This is a genomic window from Nonomuraea sp. NPDC003709 (assembly GCF_040610775.1).
Lineage (GTDB): Bacteria > Actinomycetota > Actinomycetes > Streptosporangiales > Streptosporangiaceae > Nonomuraea > Nonomuraea angiospora_A.
Genome location: NZ_JBEXMW010000011.1, coordinates 165,330 through 189,822, shown reverse-complemented (window position 1 = coordinate 189,822; position 24,493 = coordinate 165,330). Strand labels below are relative to the sequence as shown.

31 protein-coding genes and 2 pseudogenes are annotated in these 24,493 nt (G+C 67.2%); 23 read left to right on the top strand and 10 right to left on the bottom strand.

Annotated elements, in window-relative coordinates; all coding sequences use genetic code 11:
* Positions 1-365 precede the first annotated feature (365 nt).
* The gene (locus tag ABZX61_RS31580; protein ID WP_355199939.1) at positions 366-1,346 is read right to left on the bottom strand and encodes a metalloregulator ArsR/SmtB family transcription factor; all 981 of its coding nucleotides are present in this window, start codon (positions 1,344-1,346) and stop codon (positions 366-368) included.
* 113 nt (positions 1,347-1,459) lie between these two features.
* Here ABZX61_RS31580 and ABZX61_RS31575 point away from each other — a divergent pair, with 113 nt between their 5' ends.
* The 3 genes from ABZX61_RS31575 to ABZX61_RS31565 all read left to right on the top strand — a co-directional run bounded on the left by ABZX61_RS31575 (position 1,460) and on the right by ABZX61_RS31565 (position 3,799).
* Positions 1,460-2,638 (top strand): MFS transporter, encoded by a 1,179-nt coding sequence (locus ABZX61_RS31575; protein WP_355199785.1) that lies wholly within the window; start codon positions 1,460-1,462, stop codon positions 2,636-2,638.
* 323 nt (positions 2,639-2,961) lie between these two features.
* Complete coding sequence (locus ABZX61_RS31570) at positions 2,962-3,195, top strand: hypothetical protein (protein ID WP_355199784.1); 234 nt, start codon at positions 2,962-2,964, stop codon at positions 3,193-3,195.
* A gap of 232 nt (positions 3,196-3,427) precedes the next feature.
* Positions 3,428-3,799 (top strand): hypothetical protein, encoded by a 372-nt coding sequence (locus tag ABZX61_RS31565; protein ID WP_355199783.1) that lies wholly within the window; start codon positions 3,428-3,430, stop codon positions 3,797-3,799.
* A gap of 1 nt (position 3,800) precedes the next feature.
* Here the strand turns inward: ABZX61_RS31565 and ABZX61_RS31560 are convergent, their stop codons facing one another.
* Together ABZX61_RS31560 and ABZX61_RS31555 are read right to left on the bottom strand one after the other, a co-directional pair.
* Positions 3,801-3,983, bottom strand: a complete 183-nt coding sequence (locus ABZX61_RS31560; RefSeq protein WP_355199782.1) for a hypothetical protein — start codon at positions 3,981-3,983, stop codon at positions 3,801-3,803.
* A gap of 262 nt (positions 3,984-4,245) precedes the next feature.
* Positions 4,246-4,758, bottom strand: a complete 513-nt coding sequence (locus ABZX61_RS31555) for a hypothetical protein (RefSeq protein ID WP_355199781.1) — start codon at positions 4,756-4,758, stop codon at positions 4,246-4,248.
* Between the two features lie 352 nt (positions 4,759-5,110).
* On the opposite strand from ABZX61_RS31555, the pseudogene ABZX61_RS31550 reads away from it, so the two are divergent.
* Positions 5,111-6,015 (top strand): annotated as a pseudogene (locus tag ABZX61_RS31550) (IS5 family transposase).
* Positions 6,016-6,029: 14 nt separating this feature from the next.
* Here ABZX61_RS31550 and ABZX61_RS31545 read toward each other — a convergent pair.
* Positions 6,030-7,211: a serine hydrolase gene (locus tag ABZX61_RS31545; RefSeq protein ID WP_355199780.1), complete on the bottom strand. Its 1,182-nt coding sequence runs from the start codon at positions 7,209-7,211 to the stop codon at positions 6,030-6,032.
* Positions 7,212-7,379: 168 nt separating this feature from the next.
* The gene (locus ABZX61_RS31540) at positions 7,380-8,210 is read right to left on the bottom strand and encodes a hypothetical protein (protein WP_355199779.1); all 831 of its coding nucleotides are present in this window, start codon (positions 8,208-8,210) and stop codon (positions 7,380-7,382) included.
* Between the two features lie 173 nt (positions 8,211-8,383).
* On the opposite strand from ABZX61_RS31540, the gene ABZX61_RS31535 reads away from it, so the two are divergent.
* From ABZX61_RS31535 to ABZX61_RS31495, 9 genes are all read left to right on the top strand, one after another.
* Entirely contained in the window at positions 8,384-8,557 is a 174-nt protein-coding gene (locus ABZX61_RS31535) for a hypothetical protein (RefSeq protein WP_355199778.1), read from the top strand.
* Between the two features lie 205 nt (positions 8,558-8,762).
* Positions 8,763-9,017, top strand: coding sequence for a hypothetical protein (locus ABZX61_RS31530; RefSeq protein ID WP_355199777.1), 255 nt, complete (start codon positions 8,763-8,765; stop codon positions 9,015-9,017).
* A 185-nt stretch (positions 9,018-9,202) separates the two neighbouring features.
* The gene (locus ABZX61_RS31525; protein WP_355199776.1) at positions 9,203-9,349 is read left to right on the top strand and encodes a hypothetical protein; all 147 of its coding nucleotides are present in this window, start codon (positions 9,203-9,205) and stop codon (positions 9,347-9,349) included.
* Positions 9,350-9,834: 485 nt separating this feature from the next.
* Positions 9,835-10,323 (top strand): hypothetical protein, encoded by a 489-nt coding sequence (locus tag ABZX61_RS31520; protein ID WP_355199775.1) that lies wholly within the window; start codon positions 9,835-9,837, stop codon positions 10,321-10,323.
* Positions 10,324-10,785: 462 nt separating this feature from the next.
* The gene (locus tag ABZX61_RS31515; RefSeq protein ID WP_355199774.1) at positions 10,786-11,175 is read left to right on the top strand and encodes a DUF2690 domain-containing protein; all 390 of its coding nucleotides are present in this window, start codon (positions 10,786-10,788) and stop codon (positions 11,173-11,175) included.
* A gap of 36 nt (positions 11,176-11,211) precedes the next feature.
* Positions 11,212-11,559, top strand: coding sequence for a hypothetical protein (locus ABZX61_RS31510; protein WP_355199773.1), 348 nt, complete (start codon positions 11,212-11,214; stop codon positions 11,557-11,559).
* 156 nt (positions 11,560-11,715) lie between these two features.
* Positions 11,716-11,961 carry a hypothetical protein gene (locus tag ABZX61_RS31505; RefSeq protein WP_355199772.1) on the top strand — a complete coding sequence of 82 codons (246 nt, stop codon included), beginning with the start codon at positions 11,716-11,718 and terminating at the stop codon, positions 11,959-11,961.
* Positions 11,962-11,989: 28 nt separating this feature from the next.
* Entirely contained in the window at positions 11,990-12,124 is a 135-nt protein-coding gene (locus ABZX61_RS31500) for a hypothetical protein (protein ID WP_355199771.1), read from the top strand.
* Positions 12,125-12,312: 188 nt separating this feature from the next.
* A complete protein-coding gene (locus ABZX61_RS31495; protein WP_355199770.1) occupies positions 12,313-12,639 on the top strand; it encodes a hypothetical protein in 327 nt (108 codons plus the stop codon).
* Here the strand turns inward: ABZX61_RS31495 and ABZX61_RS31490 are convergent.
* Positions 12,615-13,196, bottom strand: coding sequence for a TetR family transcriptional regulator (locus ABZX61_RS31490; RefSeq protein WP_355199769.1), 582 nt, complete (start codon positions 13,194-13,196; stop codon positions 12,615-12,617). The genes ABZX61_RS31495 and ABZX61_RS31490 overlap by 25 nt on opposite strands.
* Before the next feature lie 92 nt (positions 13,197-13,288).
* Between ABZX61_RS31490 and ABZX61_RS31485 the strand changes: the two genes are divergently transcribed.
* Entirely contained in the window at positions 13,289-14,164 is an 876-nt protein-coding gene (locus ABZX61_RS31485; RefSeq protein WP_355199768.1) for an SDR family oxidoreductase, read from the top strand.
* An 11-nt stretch (positions 14,165-14,175) separates the two neighbouring features.
* Positions 14,176-15,141 (top strand): annotated as a pseudogene (locus ABZX61_RS31480) (SDR family NAD(P)-dependent oxidoreductase).
* 577 nt (positions 15,142-15,718) lie between these two features.
* On the opposite strand, the gene ABZX61_RS31475 reads toward ABZX61_RS31480, so the two are convergent.
* The 3 genes from ABZX61_RS31475 to ABZX61_RS31465 form a co-directional block, all read right to left on the bottom strand.
* The gene (locus ABZX61_RS31475) at positions 15,719-16,327 is read right to left on the bottom strand and encodes a TetR/AcrR family transcriptional regulator (protein ID WP_355199767.1); all 609 of its coding nucleotides are present in this window, start codon (positions 16,325-16,327) and stop codon (positions 15,719-15,721) included.
* Positions 16,328-16,452: 125 nt separating this feature from the next.
* Positions 16,453-16,584: a hypothetical protein gene (locus ABZX61_RS31470; RefSeq protein WP_355199766.1), complete on the bottom strand. Its 132-nt coding sequence runs from the start codon at positions 16,582-16,584 to the stop codon at positions 16,453-16,455.
* The gene (locus tag ABZX61_RS31465; RefSeq protein ID WP_355199765.1) at positions 16,536-16,850 is read right to left on the bottom strand and encodes an SDR family NAD(P)-dependent oxidoreductase; all 315 of its coding nucleotides are present in this window, start codon (positions 16,848-16,850) and stop codon (positions 16,536-16,538) included. The genes ABZX61_RS31470 and ABZX61_RS31465 overlap by 49 nt, the downstream gene beginning before the upstream one ends.
* Positions 16,851-16,866: 16 nt before the next feature.
* Between ABZX61_RS31465 and ABZX61_RS31460 the strand changes: the two genes are divergently transcribed.
* From ABZX61_RS31460 to ABZX61_RS31450, 3 genes are all read left to right on the top strand, one after another.
* Positions 16,867-17,259, top strand: a complete 393-nt coding sequence (locus tag ABZX61_RS31460; RefSeq protein WP_355199764.1) for an ester cyclase — start codon at positions 16,867-16,869, stop codon at positions 17,257-17,259.
* 261 nt (positions 17,260-17,520) lie between these two features.
* On the top strand, positions 17,521-18,207 hold the full coding sequence (locus tag ABZX61_RS31455) for an SDR family NAD(P)-dependent oxidoreductase (RefSeq protein ID WP_355199763.1): 687 nt from the start codon (positions 17,521-17,523) through the stop codon (positions 18,205-18,207).
* A 229-nt stretch (positions 18,208-18,436) separates the two neighbouring features.
* Positions 18,437-18,634 carry a hypothetical protein gene (locus ABZX61_RS31450; protein WP_355199762.1) on the top strand — a complete coding sequence of 66 codons (198 nt, stop codon included), beginning with the start codon at positions 18,437-18,439 and terminating at the stop codon, positions 18,632-18,634.
* A gap of 84 nt (positions 18,635-18,718) precedes the next feature.
* On the opposite strand, the gene ABZX61_RS31445 is transcribed toward ABZX61_RS31450, so the two are convergent.
* A complete protein-coding gene (locus ABZX61_RS31445; RefSeq protein ID WP_355199761.1) occupies positions 18,719-19,651 on the bottom strand; it encodes a hypothetical protein in 933 nt (310 codons plus the stop codon).
* Between the two features lie 688 nt (positions 19,652-20,339).
* On the opposite strand from ABZX61_RS31445, the gene ABZX61_RS31440 reads away from it, so the two are divergent.
* From ABZX61_RS31440 to ABZX61_RS31420, 5 genes are all read left to right on the top strand, one after another.
* Positions 20,340-20,585: a hypothetical protein gene (locus ABZX61_RS31440; protein WP_355199760.1), complete on the top strand. Its 246-nt coding sequence runs from the start codon at positions 20,340-20,342 to the stop codon at positions 20,583-20,585.
* 54 nt (positions 20,586-20,639) lie between these two features.
* The gene (locus ABZX61_RS31435; RefSeq protein WP_355199759.1) at positions 20,640-21,341 is read left to right on the top strand and encodes a response regulator transcription factor; all 702 of its coding nucleotides are present in this window, start codon (positions 20,640-20,642) and stop codon (positions 21,339-21,341) included.
* Positions 21,338-22,795, top strand: coding sequence for an ATP-binding protein (locus ABZX61_RS31430; protein WP_355199758.1), 1,458 nt, complete (start codon positions 21,338-21,340; stop codon positions 22,793-22,795). Before ABZX61_RS31435 ends, ABZX61_RS31430 begins: the two co-directional genes overlap by 4 nt.
* An 86-nt stretch (positions 22,796-22,881) precedes the next feature.
* Entirely contained in the window at positions 22,882-23,805 is a 924-nt protein-coding gene (locus ABZX61_RS31425; protein WP_355199757.1) for a polyphosphate polymerase domain-containing protein, read from the top strand.
* A 6-nt stretch (positions 23,806-23,811) separates the two neighbouring features.
* Positions 23,812-24,489, top strand: coding sequence for a DUF4956 domain-containing protein (locus ABZX61_RS31420; protein ID WP_355199756.1), 678 nt, complete (start codon positions 23,812-23,814; stop codon positions 24,487-24,489).
* Positions 24,490-24,493: the final 4 nt, after the last annotated feature.

Genomic DNA, 24,493 nt, shown 5'->3' with positions numbered 1-24,493 from the left:
CCGGAGCGGGTCGCAAGCGCGCCGAGCAGGCCGACCCCGGGCTGCCCGCGGCGCTGGATGCGCTGGATGCGCTGGTCACTCGGGGCGATCTCGCACAAGCCGGGGTGTGTAGCCGCCAGCTCGTACCATCCGACCGCCACCCTGGGGTACATCTTCGAGGCCGGATGTTCCCGCTGGGCGAGGCTGCTGCCGGAACTGCAACAGGGTTGGGTCGGACCGGGGCGTGGTGTCAGCCTCGCGGCTGATCCGTTTCCCCGGCGCGCCCGCCCCACTGACAAGCTTGAACGTATCCACCAGGGCGCTGTCGACGTCGTCTGGATCAGGATCTGGCTCCGTGGCCGGTTCAATGATCCACGGGATACTTCCTAGATGACTGTCCCGCTCAGGGAAGCCCCAAGAGTAGTCGTCATATACAAGACGCTGCGCCCGGATCGCTCGCGGGTGACCAACCCGCTCTCGCGCAGTACGCGAAGATGCTGTGACACGGCGCTGGGCGTGATCCCGAGCAGTCGGGCCAAGTCCGTCGTCGTTGCGGGGGACCGCAGTGCCTCAAGCAGTTCGGCGCGCGCCCGACCGAGCAGCCGGACCGTGCTGCCCGCGGGTGCCTGCGTTCCGGCGGTCCACAGCGCCCCGACGCCTCGTGCCGGATAGCGCACTGTGGTCTGTGTGGACGTCCTCTTCTTGATCAGCACGTAGGGTGAGCCGAGAACCACCGGCATGAGCACCAGCCCACCCGGACCGCGCTCCACGACACGCTCGACCCGCCAGCGTGCTCCCCCCAGTATCAACCGGCCATCGCGCCAGCGCAGATCCGGATGCAGGTCGGCGAACAACCTCTCGGCACCGCCCGCAGCCATCTGCTTGGCCCGATGGATGACATCCGCATCGAGGACGGCCCGGATCCGTGACCAGTGCGGCGCGATGAGCCGGTCGTGCGCCGCACGCAGTTCCGCGGCGATCGCACGCAGCCCTGCCGCCGGCTGTTCAGCGAGCGCGGCGGCCGGGGCGGGGAGGTCCTCGCCGAACACGCGCCGGAGGCTGATCCGCACTTGAGATGCGGGTGTCCTGCGCAACGCGGCAAGGTCGTCGTCGATGGATGCCCCCGAGCCGAGCGGGGCAGGAACGAGGAACTCCGGCCAGTTCGGCCGGTCGCTGACGATCAGCGGCCATGTATGCGAGAGATCCAGGGGATTTCTGGCGAGCTCATCCGCCGCCCACCGCAGCCACCGCAGGTGGAGCGGGTTCCGGTCAAGATCACCCAGCTGCTGCAAGCCGGACACGGTCTCCGACAGCGGCGAGATCGCGAACCGGGTCGCCGCCAACTCGGCCACACCAAGATCGATCATCAGCGCCACAGATCGATTATTTAGCACTCGCCTAAATACTGTCGTGCCGGCGCCCGGCAGCCGAAGATCACCACATGGCACGGAACATGACGCAATGTGAGACCGAGTCACGCTTGTCTGCGGGCTACTGGCGGTTGTGGTGGGCGACCGGTATCAACAGCGTCGGCGACGGGGCGTTCGCCGCGGCTGTTCCCCTGCTGGCCGTCACGGTCACACGCGACCCCCGGCTCGTGTCGATCGTGTCCGCGGCGACATACCTTCCCTGGCTGCTGCTGTCCCTGCCCGCCGGCGCGCTCGTCGACCGGCACGACCGCGTCGCCCTCATGTGGCGCGCTCAGGCGATCCAGGCGTTGATCGTCGCTGTCATCGCGGTCCTTGCCGCCTTCGGCCAGATCGGCATCCCGATGCTCGCCATCATCGCCTTCGGGCTAGGAGCGTGTACGGTCGTTTTCGCCAACGCGGCCCAGGCGGTGCTGCCGGATATCGTCGCCGAGCCGCTGCTGCACAAGGCGAACGGCCATCAGCAGGTCATCACCACGGTCGGCTTGCAGTTCGCGGGGCCACCGGCCGGCAGCCTGCTGTTCGCGGTCGCCGTGGCGTTGCCGTTCAGTGTGGACGCCGCCTCGTTCGCCCTGTCCGCCGCGCTGCTGGCGACGTTGCCCAGGCGCAGGCGCGAGCGAATCGAACATCCACCGATGCGGACGGCGATCGCGGACGGCCTGCGCTGGCTGGCCCGTCACCGGCTGTTGCGTACCCTCGCCATCCTGCTCGGCGTCAACACCTTCTGCTTTCAGCTCGGCAACGTCTCCCTGGTCCTCCTGGCGACCCAGACACTGCGCCTGGATGCCCCCGGTTACGGGCTGCTGCTCGCCGGCGCCGCGATCGGCAGTCTGCTCGGCGGGCTGGTCAGCGCGCGCCTCGTCCAGAGGATGGGCGAGCTTTCCGCGCTTCTTGCCGCGCTCATCACGAACGTCGTCATCTTCTTCGGGATCGGGCTGAGCCCGAACGTGATCGTGCTCGGCGCCTTGCTAGCCGTCAACGGCTTCGTGACCACGCTCTGGAGCATTGTGACCGTCAGCCTCCGGCAACGGATCGTGCCGTCCGAGATGCTCGGCCGGGTCAACAGCGTCTACAGGATGCTCGGCTGGGGACTGATCCCGCTCGGGGCGCTGGCCGGGGGGCTGGTGGCGCACGCGTTCGGGCTCCGCGCGCCGTACCCGGTCGCGGGGGCGCTGAGAGGAATCGCCTTGCTCGTCGCGCTGCCTGTACTGATCCGTGCCATGCGTCACTGAATCGCCGAGGGTCTCGTGGGGCGGCGGTGGCGAGAAACGATCAGCGCCCTCGAGGGAAGCGATCTTCGTAGCCCAGTCTCAGCCGCTGGTCCAACCTATCCGTGAACACCCCACCTGGCCGGCCTCCGGCCACGACATCCGCCTGGGCGAAGAAATCTCCGCTCGCATCACCGCCGAGCATGACCCCGCCCGCCGCCGCACGCGCTGACCGGGCCAGCCCCAGCGCCGACATCGATGCAACATGCCTTCAACGCCAGCCAACGTGCCTTAAAAGATCATCTCGCTCTGACCTGCGAGAAGAGGGAAAGAATCCAAGATAACGATTGCGGGGGCGAGGCCCCTGCGCGCCGACCCTCGACCAGCTCTGTGCCGGTGATGCGGAGGGTGGCGTCGCGGTCGCCGAGGGCCTGGTGACGTTCACGATCCCCGCGCCCGTGGTCCGCGTCGGCGGCCTGCGCAGCCGCTCCAACTTCGAGACCTGCCGCCCCTCCAGCAGCGCCATCAAGTGCCCGGGAGCGCGGTCCGCCCGGTGCGCGGCCCTGGCGACCTTCGCGTAGAGCCGCTTCTCCGTGACCTGCCGGGCCAGCACTGATACCCCTGGCAGCAGGCGCGCACCCGGAATCCGGGAACGCGCCTGCGGGGCCTGCGGCGGGGCCGCCTCACAGACCACGGCGGCCCCGGGCTGCTGGTGCCGATCTCCAACGGCGGGCAGGGAGCCGGCGCCCTGGACGCCCTGCGGTGCAGCGCGCACTGGGCAGCAGGACGGGCCCGCGCAGTCTGGCCCGGTCAATGAACCTGCTCGCCGTCAGAGTCATGGTCCCCCGCGAGGAGGGCACGGGCGATGAACTGGCGTTCACGATGGTGCCCACGTTTCTCTATGGTGTGAGCGTCAGCGACGATGGCCTGGACGAGTCGACGCTCGCCGACTCGCTGTACGTCCGATACTGCGTGCAGGACGCCCTCTCCCGGATAGTCCCGCACGCGGTCGAACTGCTCGGCGACCTCAACTCCACGGCCTCCGATGAGGTCGGCTACCTCGCCACCTACGCCACCGGGCTGGCCCTGCATCCGCCGGCACAGTCCCAGATGGCCGGCCCGCTGGCGGCATACCTGGACGACGGACGGCCCACCATGCCCTGGCCCCGGGCGTCCTCGAGCTGACCTACGACGGGTTGCGGGCCGCCCAGGCCAAGGGCCGCAAGGGCGGCCGCCGCCCGGCCGTGGCGGCCGGGAAGACCTCCGCACCGCGTACCTGGAAGGCCGCTCCATCGCCGTCCTCACCCGCGAACACGCCGTCAGCCCCGGCGCCATCCGCACGGCCCTCGCCGACCTCATGCCCGCGCACACCCCCGCCGACGAGGACAGCCTGTCCCCGGAGCTGCCGGTCACCCTCGACATGCCGGGCAAGGTCGCCGACTTCCTCCGCACCGCCGAACGGGAAACCGCCGCGCGGGCCGCTGATTCGTCGGTGACTAGTGGCAGCGTTTGCGGGTCAGTTGTCCTGTGCCACCGAAGGATGAGCGTGTGCCACCGAAGCTTGATTGCGTCTCCCAGGCACCTTCCTGCGACTCAGAGTGCGTAATCACATAGGTTGGCGAAGGCATGGGTCAGTCAGGCACGCCAGTCAGCCGGCTGGCTAGGTCGGTGGCGTCCTTCTGGGTGAAGGCACCACTGATCTCCAGCACGGGACCAGAAATCGGCTGTGTAATGGCCGGTGCGGTGACCACTTTGCCGTCGATGACGATGGCGAGTTGGTTCCGCGGGGCGGGCAGCTGGTACAGGGCCGATGTCAGCGCGGCGAACTTGGCACTGTCGGTGTTGTTGAGCGTGACCTGGACTACCCAGGTCGCCCCTCCGGACAGGCCGGCTGCCGCCTTCTCTGCTGTGATGTCGGTCATGCCCTGGCCGAGCTTGTAACACGAGGTGCCGTCGAGAGCGCCCACCGTACCCGTAGCGCAGGGAATGGAGGACGTCTCAAGCACGGGCAGCAGCCCAAAGGACGTCACGTGCGGCTCAGATCGGGGCGCTCCGGTCCTCGCTGTGAGCACTCTGGCCGTCATGAAGATCATGACGACTGCCAGCCCAAGAGTGACGATCGTTCCCGCGACAATAGCGATCACATGAACACGTCTCACAGAACCTCTCCCACGAGGCGAGCCATCCCTTTTCTCCACTGCCACTCATGACGACCGGAGCCTCTCCGGTCAAACTATGGCGGCATGAACCTCATGGCCATCAACTTCCAGTGACATTGGTCAACCATAGATGACAGAGGACATCAGTTTGGACAGCGCTCTTGGCCAAGCAGTCGAGAAATGTCGGTGAGAAATCTGCTGGCCACCAATCCCGCCCGCCGCCTCCCTCCCTCTCGTCGGCGTACACGACCTCGAATCCCTGCCTGTCCCTTTCGGCTGAACTTGGCGGGGCGTGCACGTAGTGACCTCCAGCTCACCAGATCCCCTTCAAAGCCGGATTTGGGGTCCGGAACTAGGGCGCGTCCCGGAGGAGTGGGCACGGCTGGAGCCGCTGCTGCCGGTGAGCACGGGCTGGGGCGCGCGGTGGAACGACCACTGGACAGTGATCAACGGGATCTTCCACCGAACGCGGACGGGCACCCCGTGGCGGGACCTGCCGCCCTGCTACGGGGCGTGGAAGACGGCCTGCAACCGGCATCGCCGCTGGTCACTGGATGGGACCTGGGCACGGATCCTCGATGAGTTGCGGGCGGGGTGCGATGAGGCCGAGGGCGAGGACTGGACGGTCAGCGCCGACTCCACGGTGGTGCGCGCCCACCAGCACGCGGCCGGGGCGCGGCATGCCCCGGCCCTCGACATCCCGTCAAAGGGGCCGATAAAGATCACGAACGGGTGACGTCGAGTCGGGAGGCGCTGGGCCGCTCCCGAGGTGGCCTGTCGACCAAGATTCACCTGGTCGCCGACCGGCGCTGCCGTCCGATCGCCCGGCTCACCAGCCCCGGCCAGCACGGCGACTCGCCCCGCTTCATCCCCCTGATGGAGTCCATCCGTATCCGGCGGCGCGGGCTGGGCAGGCCGCGCAAGCGGCCCGCCCGCGCGATGGGCGACAAGGCGTAATCCCCTCGGGGAAATCGCGCCTACCTGCGCAGACACGGTATTCAGGCGGTCATCCCTGTCAAGAAGGATCAAAAGGCCAACCGCCTCAAGTGGGGCTCGGCCGGAGGCCGCCCGCCCAACTTCGACGCTGAGCGGTACAAGGAACGCAACACCGTCGAGCGCTGCGTCAACAAGCTCCGCCAGCATCGGGCCGTGGCCACCCGCTTCGACAAGCGAGAGCGCATCTACCAGGGCACCATCGATGTCGCCTCGATCCGGATCTGGCTCCGGGACCCCGTCACGTGAGAACAGGACACGCTTTATGTCGCCGGGCAGAACACCGATTTGAGAGCGTTGGTGATGCGTTGCGGCGTGGTCATGCGCTCGGCATCGTCCATGGCCACCGTCACGGACACGGCGAACTGCAGGCGGCCGTCGGAGGAGGTGTAGGTCGCGGCGGTGAAGCCGGGGGCGCTGCCCCCGCCTCCTGAGGCGAACTCGGGCTTGCCGGCGCACGGGCCGCCCGAAGGCAGCGGCGGCATGCCAGGCGCCGGATCGGTGATCACTTTGCGCAGCGACTCCGGCAGGAGTCTGCCCTGGCGGAAGGCGCGCTGGAAGGTGCTCATGTCGCGCGCGGTGGAGACCACGCCGCCGGCGCCGAGCATGGTGGTGACGTTGAGCTTGTCGACATCGTGCAGCTTGCCCGTCTCGTCCGGGGCGTAACCGTGCCCGTGCGGGCCCTTGATGCCCACCGAAGCCTTCATGGGCAGGTAGGTATCGCGCATTCCGAGCGGGGTGAAGAGCCTGCGGTTGAACTCAGCGGCCAGTGACCTCCCGGCCAGTTTCTCGATGATCATGCCGAGCAGGATGTAGTTGGTGTTGGAGTAGTTGAAGGTCCCGATCTCCACGGGCCGGGGGTTCTTGCGCGAGGCCGCCAGCAGGTCGGTCGGGCGATAGTTGCGCGTGGGGTCCAGGGGATTCACGTCCGCGCCGATGTAGTCGGGGATGCCCGAGGTCAGCTGGATCAGGTTGCGTACCGTGATCTCGTCGGCCCGCTCCACCAGGTCCTTGTCCGCCACCTCCGGCAGGACCGCGCTGAGTTTGTCATCCAGGCTCAGCTTGCCCTCCTTGACCAGCTGCAGCACCACGGTGGCGGTCATGCCCTTGGTCTGCGAGCCGATCCGGTAGCGGGCGGTAGACGGGATCGCGCCACCCTTGCCGTCGAGCAAGCGGGACCCGGCCGATCCCTTCCCGACCCGCTTGCCGTCCACATACACCTCGCCGATGGCGCCCACCACAGAGCCCGTCTTCACCAAGTCTTCCATCGCCTTCTGCACATCCCCGACCTTGATGGGGTCGGCAGATATTGAGGCGGTCGCGGGCGCGGCCACACTCAGGGCCAGCGCCGCGCACGCCACCGAGGCGACGCGAGCTACTGTCGCTCGACGCGAAACCATGAAGTCTCCCTCTGTGGAAGTCCGAACAATCAGATGTCGAGCCACAGTTCTAGGGCGGGACATGTTTCCTTGGTGTTATCCCGAACCGTGCAGCTACGGCTTCCGCCCCCGTAATCGCGCAACACGGCGGCACCGCCGCCTCCCCAGCAAAGTCGGTGACCTTGCTGGCGGGGACCTCCTGCCCACCGCCATCACATGATCACGGGACACGCTCTAACAGACACCGGCCTGTTTCCGTTTCGCGATGATCTGGGCGACGGTGGCGGTGAGCACGCTGACGCACAGCCCGATCACCACCGCCAACAGGGAGTAGGCCCACAGAGTGGCCTGAATGCTGTCCTGGTTGTCCAAGCCTGGGTCGATCGTGAGGTAGACAGAGGCGAGCAGAAGCGGACCGGCCACGCCCGCTTGGACACCGCGCTTCCATCGGCCGTGCTGTGCCGCCGCCCACGCCGCGATGATTCCGCTGACCATGACTGGTCCGATCAGCCCGGCAGTGATCCCACCGGCCTCGATGAAGGTCGCCTTCACGACGTACTGACCGGTCTTGCTACTCAGCCCGGCTTCCGTGAGCATGGGGTCGAAGGTGGGCGCCCTGTCCCACCACCACGGTCTGGCGAATTCCAGGAGGGAGACCCACAGGGTGTAGGCCAGCAGGCCGACCCCGATCTCTCGATACCGCAGCGCCGCCATCGCAGCGGCGACGCCGATCACGCCGCCGAAGATGGTCGCCCAGGCCACCTCGAGCGGGCTGGAGTTGATGCCGTCTTCCGGCGCTGCGGATGCCAGGCCGTACAGAAGCGGGGTAGCGGTCAGACAGGAGCCGAGCCAAGCTGCCGGCGGCAGCCACAGCCACGACCACGGCGCACGCTGAAACACGCGGTACGTGATCGCGGAGGCGACCAGCGTGGAAGCGACCGGATACCATGTGGAACGAGTTACTGCGTGGTCCCAGTCGATGTACTCCGAGTACGAACCCCCTGCGGTCGTCCATTCGTTGATGCCCAAGCGGTGCGCGGCGAGGACCTGTGCGGCGGCCAGCACTGCAGCGACCAGCGCGCAAACGATTGAGGCTGCGAGTCGCCACCTCATGCTTTCGCCCCAAGACGCTGCAAACGGGACGGAGTGTCCCGCCCGCCGACCAGTGCGCACAAAGCCGCCATGGTTGAGCATTCTGCACCACCAAGGAGGGGGCGGGTGCGGCATGATGATCGGCCGTGCTCCTTCGCCTGGCCTATGTCACTGTTACGAACGCCTTTGCCGTGCTGCGGCTGCTACCCATGGGCAATCGGGACAAGGACGTCGAGATACTCGCCCCGCGCCATCAGATCACCATGCTTGAACGGCAGCTCGGCGCCGATGCCAGAGTGAGGTTCATGCCCGAGGACTGAGCCTTCCTGGCCGCGCTGCTGACATCGCTGCCACGGGGGTCCCGCGCCAGGTACGGCTGCTCGTCCGGGGCACCGCGATCTGATGAAACGGCGTCACGCCCAGACCTGCCGGCCAAACAGGCGAGGGCGCCCGCCCACGGTTCGCTCCATTCGTGTCCTCGTGCTGCGACTGGTTCGTGAAAATCCCCCGTGGGGATATCGGCGGGTGCACGGTGAGCTCACCACACTCGGCATCAAGATCGCCCCGTACACGATCTGGGAGATCCTCAAGCGGGAAGGGCTTGATCCGGCGCCCGAGAGGGCGTCCACGACGTGGGCCGACTTCCTGCGCTCGCCACTTGACGCCTTGTTGGCCTGCGATTTCATCGAGAACATCACCTTGAACGGGCCGGGCGCGCTACCAAGTTTCCGGCTCTCATGGACGAGATCCTGTCCGACGCCGGCATCCAGACCGTGCTGAACGGAACGAACGCCGCCTGCGGCACGCCCTGCGCGAGTACGAACACTTCTACAACGAGCACCGAGTCCGGGCTCAAGCGGCTCCGCTGCGTACCGTCCCAGATCCGATCACGGATCCGAAGCGAATCGATAACCTGAATATACGCCGACGAGATCGGCTCGGCGGGGTTCTCCACGAGTACTCACATGCCGCTTGAACTGCATGGATGGACTTTCCGGCAGGCGCAGGGCCTCGGCGCCGTCGTCGGTCAGGCGGTAGTGGCGCCGCAGCCGCCCCTGCTGTGCCTCTTCGCGGTCGAGCGCGACCTGGCTCTCGGCCGAGAGCCGGACTGACGACCCCACCCGCCCTACACCCGGGCGGCAGCACGAGCGTGCACGCCGCCAGGCCTACCGGCCGCCGCCCGGCCGCGACGTCGATCGCGGGCCCCGACCTGAGCCGCTGACCACCCCGGGTGGTATTCGGCTTCCCGACGACTACGGCCCGGAACCTGGACGCCTCCTCAACGCCCGCCTGAGCGAGGCCGCTTTCTGAGTCGGATGGGAGTCGGGATGCACTTCGGCGTGCGCAACGGCTCGCCCGGCCGACGAGGTGTGCCTGCCGGCTAAGAAGGTGCCACCGAACCCCTCCTGACGTTCTTGTACGGGTGAGCGCCGGTGCACCCCCGAGCCGCGAACGAAAAAGGACGGTTCAGTGTGCATTTCGGCACAGACTTTCGCGGCGAATGCCCCCGAGGGTAGACAGGAAAACGGCGCATGCCCAGAGACGGGACCACGGGCCGGGCGACGCCCCATCGGACAAGCAGGCCCGCCGTCACACCATGAGCAACAGCACGTTCAAGCGAATCCTCACGATCCTCACGGCGGCAACGACGGTCTCGGCGACGGCAATCGCGGTTCCGTCGGCGGCGAACGCGGGCGCCTACGGCTGCCGCGGCAACCTCGTGGGAAGCTGGCGGGTGCCCCTGAAGGACCTGCTCACCGGCGAAACCTACTACCGCAGCGACATCAAGCTGTTCTACAACCCGGCCAGCGGCTGGAACTGCGCCGCCCTGGTCAAGCGCCCCGGACAGGCCCGCTACGGCGAGAAGACCCCGCTATTCATCGAGATGTACAACGAGCGCTACGCCGAGGACGCCATCAAGAACAACCACGACCGGGAAGAGGGCAGCTTCAAGTACTACGCCGGCCCGGTCAAGGTCTACGGCAAGAACTTGTGCGTGAGCATCCACGCCATGCACGAGGACGCCACTGGCCCTTACGAGAGCTACAACGGTCGTCGTAGCCTCACGGGCGTCGCCTGCCACTAGTTGTTTTGACCCGCAGGATTGTTGACGCAGGTGGCCGGTGGCTGTCCGAGTCGGTCCGGTAAGCCCGTCATCTGCGGGTTCATTCGAAAGATCGCGATGGGGCCGTTGCGAGAACTGGCTACAACGGCTCATCCGCAGCCCCCATCTCATGGTCTGAGTGGCCCGCGTCGTGCTCAGGCGGTGGCCCGGAAGGGCACCTGCTTTAAGCCGGCGTCGACACATGGCCACGTGGTGAGGGGGCGTTTTCAGTCCGTCGGCGACGGTACGCGGGTTCGAATCGGACCCATCCACGGTGGTCAGCGTGGGGTGTGGCAAACCGTCGTCGACCAAAAGAACCCCTGGGCATGCGGAGTGCTTTCTGGCCGTCCTGCATGCCTGGGCCTGTCGCAAAGGAGTCGGTTCGACGTGAAGATCCATAGAGCAGCGGTTGCGGTGTCCGTAGCGGCGATCTCATCGGTCGTGATGACCACAGCACCAGCGAGCGCTCACCCCTACGACGGAATGGACCCCTACACGACCGGGTGCGCCAGCACCAAGGTGAACACCGGGAAGAAGGCCTCGCTGAAGAACGAGGTGGGCGACAGCCTGGGCACGATCCGGCTGTTCTACTCTCGTCGCTGCGGCACCAACTGGGGCGAGGTGTCGGTCGCCAAGAGCGGTTCCGGCGCCATCACGGTCTTTACCAGCAAGACGAGCAGATCCTTCAGCTACCGCCCCGGGAACGGCGGGCACCACTGGGGCAACATGGTCTACGCCCCCAGCGGCGTCTGTGCCAAGGCCACGGGCAGTGTGACGACCGGGATCGGCCGCGCCAACAAGGGCAGCGGCACCACTCCGAAGGCCTGCGGCTAACCCACGCCGGCGCCCCGACAAAAGGAGGGAAACACCGTGCGTATCGCGATCATAGGGGGAGCCCTCGTGCTGGCCGGCGCCCTCGCCGGAGTCGGCTTCGTGGGCACTGCTCACGCCGGCACAGACGGTGCCACAGCACCAGCCGCGCGGTCCGGGAACCTGTCAGGCAGGGTTGGCGCGAAGGTGTCCTGCTACGACATCTGGATCAACGACGTCGGCTTCTACCGTAGCGTCACGATCAAGAACAAGTGCGGGCAGACGAAGCAAGTGAGGGCGAGGATCGCCTGGTGGCCCAATGGACCGTGCTGGACCATCAGACCTGGTGGGTATCGGACCCACTACTACAGGTCGCCCGGCACGTTCTACAACCTGAAGAAGTGTTGACGACCCGCTCATAACCCGACTCCAGCGCCCGATCCGATTCCGGAGGTTCCTCAGGGCCCCGAGACGGTCTCATCCAAGATCGGGGGTTGACGATGAGGCCCATACGCACCCCGAGGAGACGCGGGCCGCGGAACGGGGGAGCGCAACGGCAAGACTTTGCCTGGCTACGACGCGGACCTGATCACGGTGGCCGGCGACCCGCCGTCTGACATCGGCACGCCGGCCGCCGTGATCGAGGTCTTTCGCAAGGCCCATCAGATGACGGAGCTCGGTGTCCCCGCGTGCTCCGCTGAGTTTCGCTCGCTGAAAGGGTTTTGCCCGTCGGGGACGGGTACGTCGAGAGGTTTGCCGAACGGCGGGCTCGTCGCACCGCAGACGGGCCCGCCGAACAAGTACCGCTGAGAGGACAGAGCCCAGAGAGGGAACTCAGATGGACCCGGCAGGCTGGATCATCTCCGCCATCGGCATATTGATCGCCATCGGCATCGCCGTATTGCTGGAGAGCAGCAAGAAGAAGGGCAGGAACGCCGATCAAGGCCGGCCCGACGACAGCGACCGACCGTAACCAGCAAGCCCGAAGGGCGAGGGATGCTGGTTACGGTCGGTCGCGGTCACGGTGGCGGTGACCGCACTCTGTGACTCGCATCGCTCGATGGCGTGATTCCAGGATCGCTATTTGGCGGCTAAGGGGTTGCTGGAGCGGGCCAGGACCGTGTACCGCGTCCGGCTGCGGTCAAGGCACTTATCCTGCGCATGGCCGCGGAGAACCCGAGCTGGGGTCACCGGCGTATCCATGGTGAACTGACCCGCCTCGGCCACACGATCGCCGCCTCCACCGTCTGGAACAGACTGAAGCAGGCCGGGATCGACCCCGCTGCGCCCGAACGCGGCAGCCGTCGTGCCCACCTGCTCGGCGTCACTGCCAATCCCACCGGCACGTTGACGGCTCAGGCGGCTCGCAACTTCCTGATGAACACCGGCACCGACATGACGGAGCTGAATTTCTTGATCCGCGACCGTGGCGGCCAGTTCACCGGTGTGTCGTTGGATGGTTCTCAGGAGTGGGGTCGGGGTGGCTGAACGAGCCCGGCCACGGCGCTCACCACCGCGGCCCGGCGGCTGGCGAGATCGTGGAAACCGAATTCCGATTGCAGAGCTTTCAGCGACCAGGCGGCGCTGTCCCAGCTGATCACCACTCCGATCACCATGGCCATGAGCTCTGCCGGCGGGATGTCGGTGCGGAGCTTGCCCGCTTGCTGAGCGGCCGCGATCGCGACGACCCTCGCGCGGTATCCCGCGACCTCGGGCTCGAAGGACTGCTCTCGTTCCAGCCCTGCCCACAGGTAGAGCCGCCGGACGTGCGGCCACTTCTCCAGGCGGTCGAACAGGTCCCCGGCGTAGCCGATCAGGTGATCGTCGCCGAAGGGGATCGATGCCGCGAGCTCCAGGAAGGTGTCGGCGACAACCTTGTCGAACAGCTCTTCCTTGGTGCCGAAGTGCATGTAGATCGACCGCTTGTTGGCCGCGGCGTTCTCGGCGATGCGGTCGACCCGGGCACCGGCTAGACCGTACCGGGCGAACTCGTCGACCGCCGCTTTCATGAGTCGCCGCTTGGTCTCGGTCGCGTCAGGTGGCATCCACCCATCGTACATAACTATCCAGGGATTTACATACGGCATGGCATGCCGTATGAATGTATCTAGTTAGTTACCAACGAAGGGGAGCCCTCATGCGCACCTGGTTCATCACCGGAACCTCCTCCGGCTTCGGCCGTGAACTCACCGAACAACTGCTCGCCCGGGGAGACCGGGTCGCCGCCACCGCACGACGTCCGGAGTCCCTCGATGGCCTGGCGGCCCGCTACGGCCGGCAACTGTGGCGAGCCCGCCTGGACGTCACCGACACGACCGCGCTGCGTCAGGTCGTGGACCGCGCGTTCACCGACCTCGGCCGCATCGACATCGTGGTGTCCAACGCCGGCTACGGCCTGTTCGGGGCACCCGAGGAACTCACCGACGAGCAGATCGACCGGCAGATCGCGACCAACCTCACCGCCTCGATCCAGCTCGCCCGCGCCGCCACCCCGCATCTGCGCCGGCAGGGAGGCGGACGCTATATCCAGATCGCCAGCGTCGGCGGCCAGATCGCCTTCCCTGCCATGAGCCTCTACCACGCCACCAAGTGGGGAATCGAGGGATTCTGGGAGTCCTCCGCCGCCGAGCTCGCGCCGTTCGGCATCGGCGTCACGATCGTCGAGCCCGGCATGTCCCGCACCAACTTCGGCGCCGGCAGCGCCGTCCTCGGCGCACCGCTGCCCGAATACGCCGACGGCCCGTCCGGGCAGCTGCGACGCGTGCTCTCCGGCGAACTGCCGCCGCTGCCCACACCAGGAGACCCCGTCAAGATGGCGGCGGCCATCATCGCCTCCGCCGACCAGGCCGAGGCGCCGCTCCGCCTGACGCTGGGCTCCGACGCCTACGAGCTGGCGACCACAGCCCTGCGCGGCCGCCTCGAAGCCCTGGAGGCCGGGCGAAGCCTTGCCTACTCCACCGACGCCGACGACGTCGTCCACGCACCTGCCCTCACCACCTCCACCTCCCACTGAAGGAGCCCGTCATGTTCGATTTCACCGGCAAGACCGTCCTGATCACCGGCGCCTCCGGCGCGCTGGGCACCACGCTGTCCGTCCAATTCGCGCAGGCCGGCGCGAACGTCGTCGCCGCGTCCCGCAGCCGCTACGACGAGGTAGCCGAGGAGGTCGGCGGCAACAGCCTCGGCGTCCGCCTCGACGTCACCAGCGAGACAGAGTGGGCCGAGGCGATCACCCGGACCTAGGAACACTTCGGATCATTGGACATCTTGGTCAACAACGCCGCTTACCTGCGCATCGGCACCACTGAGCGCATCCCGCTCGACGAGTTCCGGCGTGTGCTCGATACCAACCTCACCGGCGCACTGCTCGGCATCCGCGCTGCGGCCCCGTCCATGCGCAAAGCCGGCGGCGGCGCCATCGTCAACGTCAACTCCATCGCCGGGCTCACCGCCGCGCCCGGCCTCGTCGCCTACAGCAGCAGCAAATGGGCACTGCGCGGGCTCATGCGCGCCGCCGCCAAAGAACTCGCCCGCGACAACATCCGCGTCAACGCCGTCCATCCCGGCATCATCGAAACGCCCCTGGCCTACGACCCCGACGGCAATCCGATCGTCCCCGTCGACAACCTCGCCGTCCCCCGCAACGCAGCCCCCGACGAGATCGCCGACTTCATCCTTTTCACCGCCTCCGACCAAGCCCGCTTCGCCACCGGCTCCGAAGTGGCGGTGTCATCCGTGCGGGCGGGCTCCGCTGAACGCTTCGGGTGTTCGAGGTCCGTTGCGGTTCGGGGGAGCCCACCAGGAGATGTTCGCACAGGGAGGACGCGGTGGCGCAGGCGTAGCACTCGGCTCGTACGGTGCGCACCCATCGCTCGGAATAGCAGTTGCCCCGAGAGTACCGTCACGCACGCGCTGGCGAAAACGGCATCGAAGATACGGATGAGGAAGCGGAAGGAGTCGAGCCGCTCGCCGAGGTCCATGAGCAGGTAACGGGCCTGCTGGGCCGTCCAAGCGCCGGTCGGGTTCGTGGTCACGCCCGGGATGTGCACACGCCGCGTCGCCACCTCGATGAGGACCAGCACATTCAGCCGTTTGAGCAGTACCGTCTCGACCACCAGGAGGTCACACGCGACGATCGCGTGCGCCTTGACCGGCCGACGGGTGCTGGGCCGTCCCGGGCGGATCCTGCCGGTGAAGGTCCACTCACGCGCTACGAGTTCACGGTGCCGACGCAGGATTGTCGCCGGGGTGAGCGGGAACAGCTCCGCCCACCGGCGGCGGTGGATCAGCCGGGACAACGCCGCAAGCCGGAGCTGGTCAGCGTGACCCCACCGCGGCCGGCCACCGAGTTGACGGCGGAGCACTCGGTTCTCCTGACGAAGCTCCAGCAGCTCAACGTCCCTGGACAGATCAGAGCGGACCAGCACCGCCAGCAGGCCGAAAAAGCTCCTCATCAACCGGCAGACAAGCGACAACACCACCTCGCGATGATGGCAGCCGCCGCTCTGATCGTGCAGCGAAACCCCAGCTCACAGCGCGAAACTGGGTTTTCGAGCGGGACAGGTTCTCAGGAGAGCGGCCAGTTGCGTAGGGCGGCGTCGGCCAACTCCTGGAGTTCGTCGCGGCCGACACCGCTCGCGGCCTGCACGGCGATACCGAACGCCAGAGTGGTGACGTAGCGGGCCAGGAGCCCCGGATCGGTTTCCGGAGGAAGGTCGCCGTCGTCGACGGCTCGCTGGAACCGCTCTCGAACACAGGAGTAGGAACTGTTGCGCCAGGCGACGAGAAGGTCGCGGACTTCACGCCCGGAGTCGCTGGCGGCCAGGGCGCCCTGGACGCCCAGGCAGCCGTGGGGATGGGCCGGGCGGGTGGTGGTTCGAACGGTGCCGGCCAGGATCGCGGTGGCGACGCCGAGGGCAGTCGGCTCCTCCAGAGCCTGCACCAGGTATGCGCTCGGGCCCTCGGTGTAGCGCTCCAGGGCCTTGCGGAACAGTTCTTCCTTGTTGCCGAAGGCCGCGTACATGCTGGTGGTGGAGATGCCCATCGCGTTCGCCAGGTGGGCCGTGCTGGCCCCCTCGTAGCCGTGCTCCCAGAAGGTCAGCACGGCGCGCTCGAGAGCTTCGTCGGCATCGAATTTTCGCGGCCGGCCCATGGGGCCGCTCTGCTTTCTCCCCACTCCTTCAGCCTACCGCCTTTTGCAGCGATCGCTACAGAAGTGCTAACGTCGGACTTCTGTAGCGATCGATGCAAAACTCGAAGGGGGCATCATCGTGGGGCTACTTGACGGTAAGACCGCTCTCGTCACCGGGGGTAGCACCGGAATCGGCCTGGCCAGTGCCGTGCGACTGGCGGGATGAAACTGCTCTGCTCGCCGGCGAGGAAGGTCACGGCCGCGGCGATCTCCTCCGGGCGCCCGAGCCGGCCCAGCGGCACGCGCGTAGCCAGGTGCTGCTCGAACTGCTCCGGGTCGGGGTGAGCCCCCTCAAAGCAGGGGTATCGGTCGGGCCGGGCGTGATGGGGTTGACCTGGATACCTCGCCTCTTGAGCTCGTTGGCCCAGGTCCGGGAGAACTGCCGGGTGGCGGCCTTGGTCGCCGCGTACACGCCGAGCCCCTCATCGCCGACGTCCACGTTGGTGGAGCCGTGAAGGCGTCGCGTCCTGACGACATGTGGTCGGAGCCCCGACTCGGGGGCTGCCATACAGAAGGGTCATCTCATGTCCGACAGCGATCTACGCGCGTTCTACCTGCGCTACATCCAGGCGCTCAACGCCCACAGGTTCGACGGCATGGACGAGTTCATCAACGACCGGACCACGTTGAACAGTGAGCCGGCCACCCGGGACGACCTCATCGCGGTTCAGAAGGCTGACGTGGACGCGGTTCCGGACCTGCACTGGGAGCTCAAGGAACTGCTCTTCGACGGTGACCGCCTGGCTGCGCGTCTGGTCAACACGGGCACTCCGGTGAAGGAGTGGCTCGGTGTGGCTCCCACCGGCGCCTCGTTCGAAATCGTCGAGTACGCCATCTATCAGGTCCGTGACGGCCGGTTCGTGCATATGACGGCCCTGCACGACGCCGGCGAACTACACCGGCAGCTGACCGGCTGACCTCCGCGATCATCAGCAACCCGGAGAACGCCGCAGGGCCAGGGACGCCCGCAGGTGTCCGAGGGATGGTGCAAGTCTCGGCACCGGGCGTAGTTGAACGCGGTGGCGGCCGTCAGCACGGCTCAGGCCGACATCGCGCTCGACTTCCCGGGCCGGTGGCATAGATCGGAAAGCCGAACACATGGGCGGACACGGCCGGCCCGGGCTGCTGTCAGGCGCCGGCCGTGGCGGCATCGCTCCAGATATGTCGAAAGGAAAAGCATGACCATCACACTGATCACCGGGGCCAACAAGGGCATCGGCTTCGAGACAGCCAAACAGCTTCTGGAGTTGGGCCACGTCGTCTACATCGGCGCGCGTGACGTCGAACGAGGCGAGAAGGCCGCAGCAGCACTTGGCGCACGATTCGTTCACCTCGATGTGACCGACGACGCATCGGTGAGCAGCGCACTGGCGACGATCGACGCGGCTGAGGGCCGACTCGACGTTCTGGTGCACAACGCGGGCATCTTGGGAGAGGGAGTCATCGACGGTCCCACGGCTCTCCGCGTGTTCGACACCAACGCGGTGGGAATCGTGCGCGTCACGGAGGCGGCACTTCCCCTGCTGCGCAGATCATCGAACCCTAACGTGGTCACCGTTTCGAGCAGCGCCGGGTCATTTTGGGCAGTGAACAACCCCGACCGGCCGGAGTTCCACTTGCCCCTCGCGCTTTACTCCGCGTCCAAGTCAGCAGCCACCATGCTCACGGTTCAGTACGCCAAGGCCCAGCCGGGCATCAAGTTCAATGCAATCGAGCCCGGCACCACCGCCACCGACATGACCGCGGCCTTCGGAATCGGAAGGTCACCCGAAGAGAGCGCCAGAACTGTCGTACGCCTGGCAACCCTCGATGCGGACGGTCCAACAGGAACGTTCCGCGACGAAAGCGGGGAATTGCACTGGTAGGCGCGTGGAAACGGTCGAGGGGCAGCGCGGTCGCCGCTGCCCCTCGACCGTTTTGCCGCTGTCCGGAGTATCTGGTCCAATCGCAAGCGACGGATTGCCCTCATGCACCGCCGAGAGCGCCGATGCTCGTCTTCGACGAGGTTTTCGCCGACGGGGGAGTGGCGGTGGTGAAGACGCCGCCGCGGACGCCGCGGGCGAACTGCTACGCTGAACGATGGGTGCGGGCTGAGTGCTGATCTACGACGAACGGCATTTGCGGTTGGTGCTGATCGATTATGCCGATCACTACAACGGGCATCGCCCGCACCGGTCCTGCCGGCAGTTGTCACCCGATCATGACGGGCGGACCGTCGTACCCCTGGAAGGTCCGATCAAGCGCCGGACGCTACTCGACGGGTTGATCAACGAGTACCACCGAGTCGCGTAGCCCTTTCGGAGAACTCCCAGCTCAAGCCGTATGCGATGAGTTTTGAAGCAGTACAAGACTCTGCTGGTCAACTCGTTCAGGCACTCACCGGACCGGATGTGTCGCGTCGGTTCGCGGGACCCAGCCGACGAAGACGCCCTCGGGGCTGTGCGTCGACAGCGCCGCCGCGATCGAGCCGTGCAGGGTGGCGTCGTCGGGCAGCCTGAGGTGGTGCTCGTCCGGTTGGTCGTAGAGGGACAGGTCGAGCCGCGCCGACGGGTACCTGCGGACTCCGTCCACGACCGCCGCTTCGCCCTTGTACGACAGGGTGACCGAACGGAGCCTGGGCCAGGGGTGCTCGTTGAGGTGCCGCTCGGTGACGGTCAGGACGCCCATGGCTGCGGCCTGGAGATTTATACGGATATATCCGGTGATTCCGATGATCACTACCAGCACCACGCCGACCATGAAGGCGATGTAGTCCGGGGCGTTCATCCCCCGGCCCTCAGGCAACATCGCGCCGATGACGCCGACCACGAGCAGCATGAGCACAGTGACGACGATCATCAGGCAGCCGAACCTGCCCCTGTTCTGCCGGAGCGCGACGGCCCGCAGGTCGAAGGCGGTTCCGTCGGGCGGCTGACGGACCGTCCTCGCCGCGACGGTGGACAGGCTCCATCTCTTGACATCCTCCCGGCGGAGCAGCACCCCGCCGGCGATCCCGCACAACGCGGCCGCGACCCCGATCATCTGCGACGGGTACACCTCGCCGTCGGTGATGCCGATGGCCACGGCGGTGGCGGCGATCATGATCGGGCAGATCGCGAAGAGCGCCTTGCGCATCAGCCCGATCGCCATCGGGCCGCCCAGCCAGATCCGGGCAAGCCAGAAGTACCAGACCAAGCTCCAGAACACCCCCGCGAAGATCTCAAAGGGGGCGGCATCGTTCCGCCAGACGAGCACGACGCCACCGATGAGGCCGGGCCAGAGGACGGCAAGCAGGCCGACGGCCGACTTGTGGGCGAGGGGGCGCTGCATGCGCGGAATCCTAGCCTTCCCGGCATATCGCCCTAGACGGCGGACGGCAAAACGGTCGGCGTGTTTCCGCAAGGGAAGTGGACAGCGCACGGGCTGGGAGCGATGGATTCCGAACTTCCGATGCGACAACAGGGCCTTCGGCGCCGACGATTCGAATATCGAGGATCGTCGCGGCGGCTGCATCAACACCAGGGCAAAGCGCATGTTTGTCATTGCGCCTGCCGAAAATTCCATCCGTGCAGTTCAAGCGGGATGAGTACTCGCGGAGGCCTCCGCCGGGTCGGTCTCGTCGGCGGATGGTCGAGCTAGCGATTCGCTCTGGGTCAGTGATCGGATCCGGGACGGGACGCAGCGGGGCCGCCTGGACGAGGGCTTGATGGGCGCGGTGCTGGTTGTAGAACTGTTCGTACTCGCGCAGGGCGTGCCGCAGGTGGCGTTCGTTCCACCCAGCTCGCGGTCGGATGCGTGGTAGTGCCGAGTACGCGGACGCGTCTGGTGCCGTGCTCGATGACGGCCAGGATGTGCTGACGCCATCCATCGAGGGTGACGGTCTCAATGAAGTCGCACGCCAGTAGAGCTTCGGTCTGGGAGTGCAGGAAGTCGGCCCAGGTGGCAGACGCCCGCTCGGGTGCGAGGCGGTTCGGGTGGCTTGCCCGGAGCCGACCGGCGGGGCGGCTCAGGCGGATTCATGGGGTCCGACCCTGCGCCGAACGCCGAGCAGCTCGACCGCTGGGTCAAGGCAGGCGAGCTGCGCTACGTCCTGAGCGGCTCCGGCCAGGAACGTATGGTGGGCGGGCGGGGAAGCGGGGCGTCCCGTACGACCTGGATCACCAGCACCTGCGAGGCCGTGCCCGCATCGGAGTACGGCGGCACGGAGCAGCAGAGCGACACCTCGGGCAGGTGGCCGTTCGGCGGTGGCCAGACCCTCTACTGATGCGGCGGCGACGCTTCACACGTTGCTCTCACCATGAGCGTGTAGAACGAGGTCGTGAACGAACAACCTGCCGCGAAAGTCCTGGTCGTCGATGACGAGCCGAACATTCGCGAGCTGCTGTCCGAAGCTCTGGAGCTGAACGGCTTCGCCGTGCGGACGGCCTCCGACGGACGCCAGGCGCTGGCGGAGGTGGCCCGCGAGCGGCCTGACATCATCGTGCTGGACGTGATGATGCCCGGCGTGGACGGGTTCGCGGTCGCCCGCAAGCTGCGCGAAGCCGGGGACAGCCCCATGATGCTGTTCCTGACCGCCAGGGACACGGTGTCCGACCGGATCGCGGGGCTGACCGCCGGTGGCGACGACTACGTGACCAAGCCGTTCAGCCTGGAAGAGGTGGTGCTGCGGCTACGGGCCATCATGCGCAGGACGCGGCCCGTGGAGGAGCAGGCCGACGACGGCGTGCTGCGGTACGCGGATCTGGAGCTCGACGAGCAGGCCCATAGTGTGCGGCGGTCCGGGCGGCCGATTCATCTGTCACCGACGGAATTCAGCCTGCTGCGCTACCTTATGATCAACGCCGAGCGGGTGGTCAGCAAGGCGCAGATCCTCGACCGCGTGTGGGACTTCGACTTCGAGGGCGAGAGCAGGATCGTCGAGTCCTACATCAGCTACCTGCGGCGCAAGATCGACGCCGATGGCCCGCCGCTGATCCACACGTTGCGTGGGGTCGGCTACCGGCTGCAGGGACCCTCGTGAAACCGGCCCTGCCCCTGCGGCATCGGCTGCTGATCGCGCTGCTGGGGCTGTGCGCTGCCGGACTGGCGGCCTTCGCCACGGCGAGCGTGCTGCTCCTGGACCGTTCGCTGCTGGCGAGGGTGGACGCCCAGCTGACCGAGGTGGCCACCACGTTCGGCCGGCGCCCGGTACCCCCTCCGCCGCCGGTCGGCATGGGCCGGGCCGTCGAGCTTCCGACGCAGTTCAGGATTGCCTTCTACAGTCCTTCCGGGGCTCTGCTGCGCAACCTGCCCACGGAGAACACGAATGGCCCGGCCATCCCCCCTGCCGTGATCTTCACGGTCGCGCGAGGTCCCGTCACCGTGCCCGCCAGGACGGGGTCGGAGCAGTGGCGCGTGCTGGTGAAGGACCTGCCCGACGGCACCAGACTGGCGGTGTCGATGTCGCTGGAGCCCAACCAGGCGACCGTGCACCAGATCCTGATCATCGAGGTGGCGGTGGGCAGCCTGGTGCTGCTGCTGCTCGGCACGCTCGCCCTCGCGGTGGTGCGCCTGGGGCTGCGCCCGCTCACCCGCATGGAACGTACGGCCGAGGCCATCGCCGGCGGAGACCTCGACCGCAGAGTCGGTGACACCGACCCGACAACCGAGAGCGGGCGGCTCGGCAGAGCGCTCAACATCATGCTGGAGCGCCTGGCGATGGCGCTGCGCGAGTCCGAACGCTCCGAACGGCGACTGCGGCACTTCGTCGCCGACGCCTCCCATGAACTGCGCACGCCGCTCACCTCGATCCGGGGCTTCGCCGAGCTCTACCACCACGGCCAAGGCCCCCGGGACCCGGCGGCCGAGCGGCTGCTGCGCAGGATCGAGGCCGAAGCCGCCCGCATGGGCGTCCTGGTCGAGGACATGCTGCTGCTGGCCCGCATGGACCAGGAGCCCACGCTGGAGCCTGCCGTCGTGGACCTGCACGTGCTGGCCGGGGACGTGGTGCACGCCGCCCGGGCCCGAGACCGCGATCGGCCCATCCGGCTGGCCGTCTCCGACGAACCGGTGTTCGTGCTCGGTGACGAACACCGGCTGCACCAGGTCATCGCCAACCTGGTCGGCAACGCCATCCAGCACACGGCCCCGGGAGCGGAGGCCCGGGTCGAAGTCGGCCCGCGCGCGGTCGCCGGGGTGCCCGCTCCCGGGGTGGTGCACGTCGGCTCCGGACCCGCCCCCCACGCCAGGGCCGCGCTGATCGAGGTGCGCGACGAAGGTCAGGGCATCGATCCCGAGCACCTGCCGTACTTGTTCGACCGCTTCTACCGCGCCGATGCGGGCCGCTCCCGCGACAGCGGTGGAACCGGGCTGGGCCTGGCCATCGCCGCGGCGCTCGTGCAGGCGCACCACGGCCGGATCGAGGTGACGAGCACCCCGCGCCGCGGCACCACCTTCCGCGTGCTCCTGCCACTCAAGCAGCCCGAAGACGGCTGAACCCTCCGTTCACCTTCACGTCAGATTCGGTTCACACATTATTCCCAGCTTCATGCTGTCGGATGTGTGCTGACGAAAGGAGGGACATGCTGGAAAGGTTCCGCAAACGAGCGGTTTCCGCCGCTGACGGCGCTGATCGGCCGGTGTCCGGTGCCGAGGTGGACGATGAGCTGGGTCACCGGCTGCGGGCGCCGAGCAAGCTGCACGCCTTCAACCGGTACGAGATCAAGTACCTCGTGGACGCGGCAGAGGCGGTCGAGCTGCAGGAGGAGATCGGGCAGCGGCTGGATCGCGACCGGCACAGCGGCGACGCGGGCTACGGCATCTGGAGCGTCTACTACGACACCCGACAGCTCCGCTTCTACTGGGAGAAGATCGAGGGGTTGAAGTTCCGCAGAAAGCTGCGCATACGCCACTACGGTGACCGGTTCTCGGTGAACCTGGACACCCCGGTGTTCATCGAGATCAAGCAGCGGGTGAATCGGGTCACTCAGAAGCGGCGGGTACAGCTGCCGTACACCGACGCGCTGCGCCTGTGCGACGGGCGGCAGATGGTCGAGCACGACCCATCCCAGCGGGCCTTCCTGGAGGAGGTGCTCGACCTGGTGCTGCGCCTGGACCTGCGGGCCGTCGCGATGACCGGTTACCAGCGGCACGCGTACGTGGGCCGCGACGCCGACGTGGGCCTGCGCGTCACCTTCGACCGCCGCATCCGCGGCCGTGACCGGGACTTCCACCTCGGCGCCGACGCCGGGAACCGGCTCATCGTGCCCGCCCGCAAGGCGATCGTGGAGGTCAAGGCGAACGAGCGCGTGCCGTACTGGCTGACCGACCTCACCGCCAAGCGGAACCTGCAGGTGGTGCGGGTCTCCAAGTACTGCCAGAGCGTCGAGGCCCACGGGCTGGCCCCGCGCTCCATCTTCCACATCCCCGACCACGACGCCCACCAGGACGCCGGCTACGACCTTGACCTCGACCGCCGCCGGTCGACCGTTCTCTCGGAGGCATGACCCCCCATGGACTTCTCCTTCCAGGACCTGTCCGGCACGTTCAGCGTGGCTGACATCGCGATCGCGATGTCCCTCTCGTTCGTGCTCAGCGCGATGATCGGCTGGGTGTACCGGGCGACGCACCGCAACGTCTCCTACAGCCAGTCGTACGTGCAGACGCTGGTCATCCTCGGCATGCTGATCTCGCTCATCATGCTGGTCGTCGGCTCGAACATCGCCCGCGCCTTCGCCCTGGTCGGCGCCCTGTCGGTGGTCCGCTTCCGCAACGCCATCAAAGAGACCCGCGACGTCGGGTTCATCTTCCTGGTGATGGGCGTCGGCATGGCCGTCGGCACCCGCTTCTACCTGCTGGCCATCGTGGCCGCCGTGGCGATCTCGCTGATCATCATGGTCATGCACCGGTTCAACTGGTTCCAGCTCAACGTGCGCCGCCAGGTCGTCAAGGTGCAGGTGCCCTCCGACGACGACTACACCCACGCCATCCAGGACGTCCTGGTGCGCCACACCGACGAGTTCGAGCTGGTCAGCATGGAGTCCATCAGGGCCGGCGCGCTCACGGAGCTGATGTACACCGTCAAGATCAAGAAGGGCAGCGAGCCGTCGGACGTCATCGCCGCCCTGCGCGAGCGTAACCACGGCCAGTCGGTCACCGTCCTGACCGGGTACGACCAGACCGACCTGTAGGGGC

What these genes read in the sequence shown, in the direction of transcription:
- ABZX61_RS31420 (WP_355199756.1), top strand. Translation starts at nt 23,812, where the DNA reads ATGGACTTCTCCTTCCAGGACCTGTCCGGCACGTTCAGCGTGGCTGAC.
- ABZX61_RS31490 (WP_355199769.1), bottom strand. Translation starts at nt 13,196, where the DNA reads ATGCCACCTGACGCGACCGAGACCAAGCGGCGACTCATGAAAGCGGCG.
- ABZX61_RS31520 (WP_355199775.1), top strand. Translation starts at nt 9,835, where the DNA reads ATGAGCAACAGCACGTTCAAGCGAATCCTCACGATCCTCACGGCGGCA.
- ABZX61_RS31565 (WP_355199783.1), top strand. Translation starts at nt 3,428, where the DNA reads ATGAACCTGCTCGCCGTCAGAGTCATGGTCCCCCGCGAGGAGGGCACG.
- ABZX61_RS31460 (WP_355199764.1), top strand. Translation starts at nt 16,867, where the DNA reads ATGTCCGACAGCGATCTACGCGCGTTCTACCTGCGCTACATCCAGGCG.
- ABZX61_RS31495 (WP_355199770.1), top strand. Translation starts at nt 12,313, where the DNA reads ATGGCCGCGGAGAACCCGAGCTGGGGTCACCGGCGTATCCATGGTGAA.
- ABZX61_RS31485 (WP_355199768.1), top strand. Translation starts at nt 13,289, where the DNA reads ATGCGCACCTGGTTCATCACCGGAACCTCCTCCGGCTTCGGCCGTGAA.
- ABZX61_RS31465 (WP_355199765.1), bottom strand. Translation starts at nt 16,850, where the DNA reads ATGGCAGCCCCCGAGTCGGGGCTCCGACCACATGTCGTCAGGACGCGA.
- ABZX61_RS31455 (WP_355199763.1), top strand. Translation starts at nt 17,521, where the DNA reads ATGACCATCACACTGATCACCGGGGCCAACAAGGGCATCGGCTTCGAG.
- ABZX61_RS31515 (WP_355199774.1), top strand. Translation starts at nt 10,786, where the DNA reads ATGACCACAGCACCAGCGAGCGCTCACCCCTACGACGGAATGGACCCC.
- ABZX61_RS31525 (WP_355199776.1), top strand. Translation starts at nt 9,203, where the DNA reads ATGCCGCTTGAACTGCATGGATGGACTTTCCGGCAGGCGCAGGGCCTC.
- ABZX61_RS31580 (WP_355199939.1), bottom strand. Translation starts at nt 1,346, where the DNA reads ATGATCGATCTTGGTGTGGCCGAGTTGGCGGCGACCCGGTTCGCGATC.
- ABZX61_RS31500 (WP_355199771.1), top strand. Translation starts at nt 11,990, where the DNA reads ATGGACCCGGCAGGCTGGATCATCTCCGCCATCGGCATATTGATCGCC.
- ABZX61_RS31425 (WP_355199757.1), top strand. Translation starts at nt 22,882, where the DNA reads ATGCTGGAAAGGTTCCGCAAACGAGCGGTTTCCGCCGCTGACGGCGCT.
- ABZX61_RS31440 (WP_355199760.1), top strand. Translation starts at nt 20,340, where the DNA reads ATGGGGTCCGACCCTGCGCCGAACGCCGAGCAGCTCGACCGCTGGGTC.
- ABZX61_RS31445 (WP_355199761.1), bottom strand. Translation starts at nt 19,651, where the DNA reads ATGCAGCGCCCCCTCGCCCACAAGTCGGCCGTCGGCCTGCTTGCCGTC.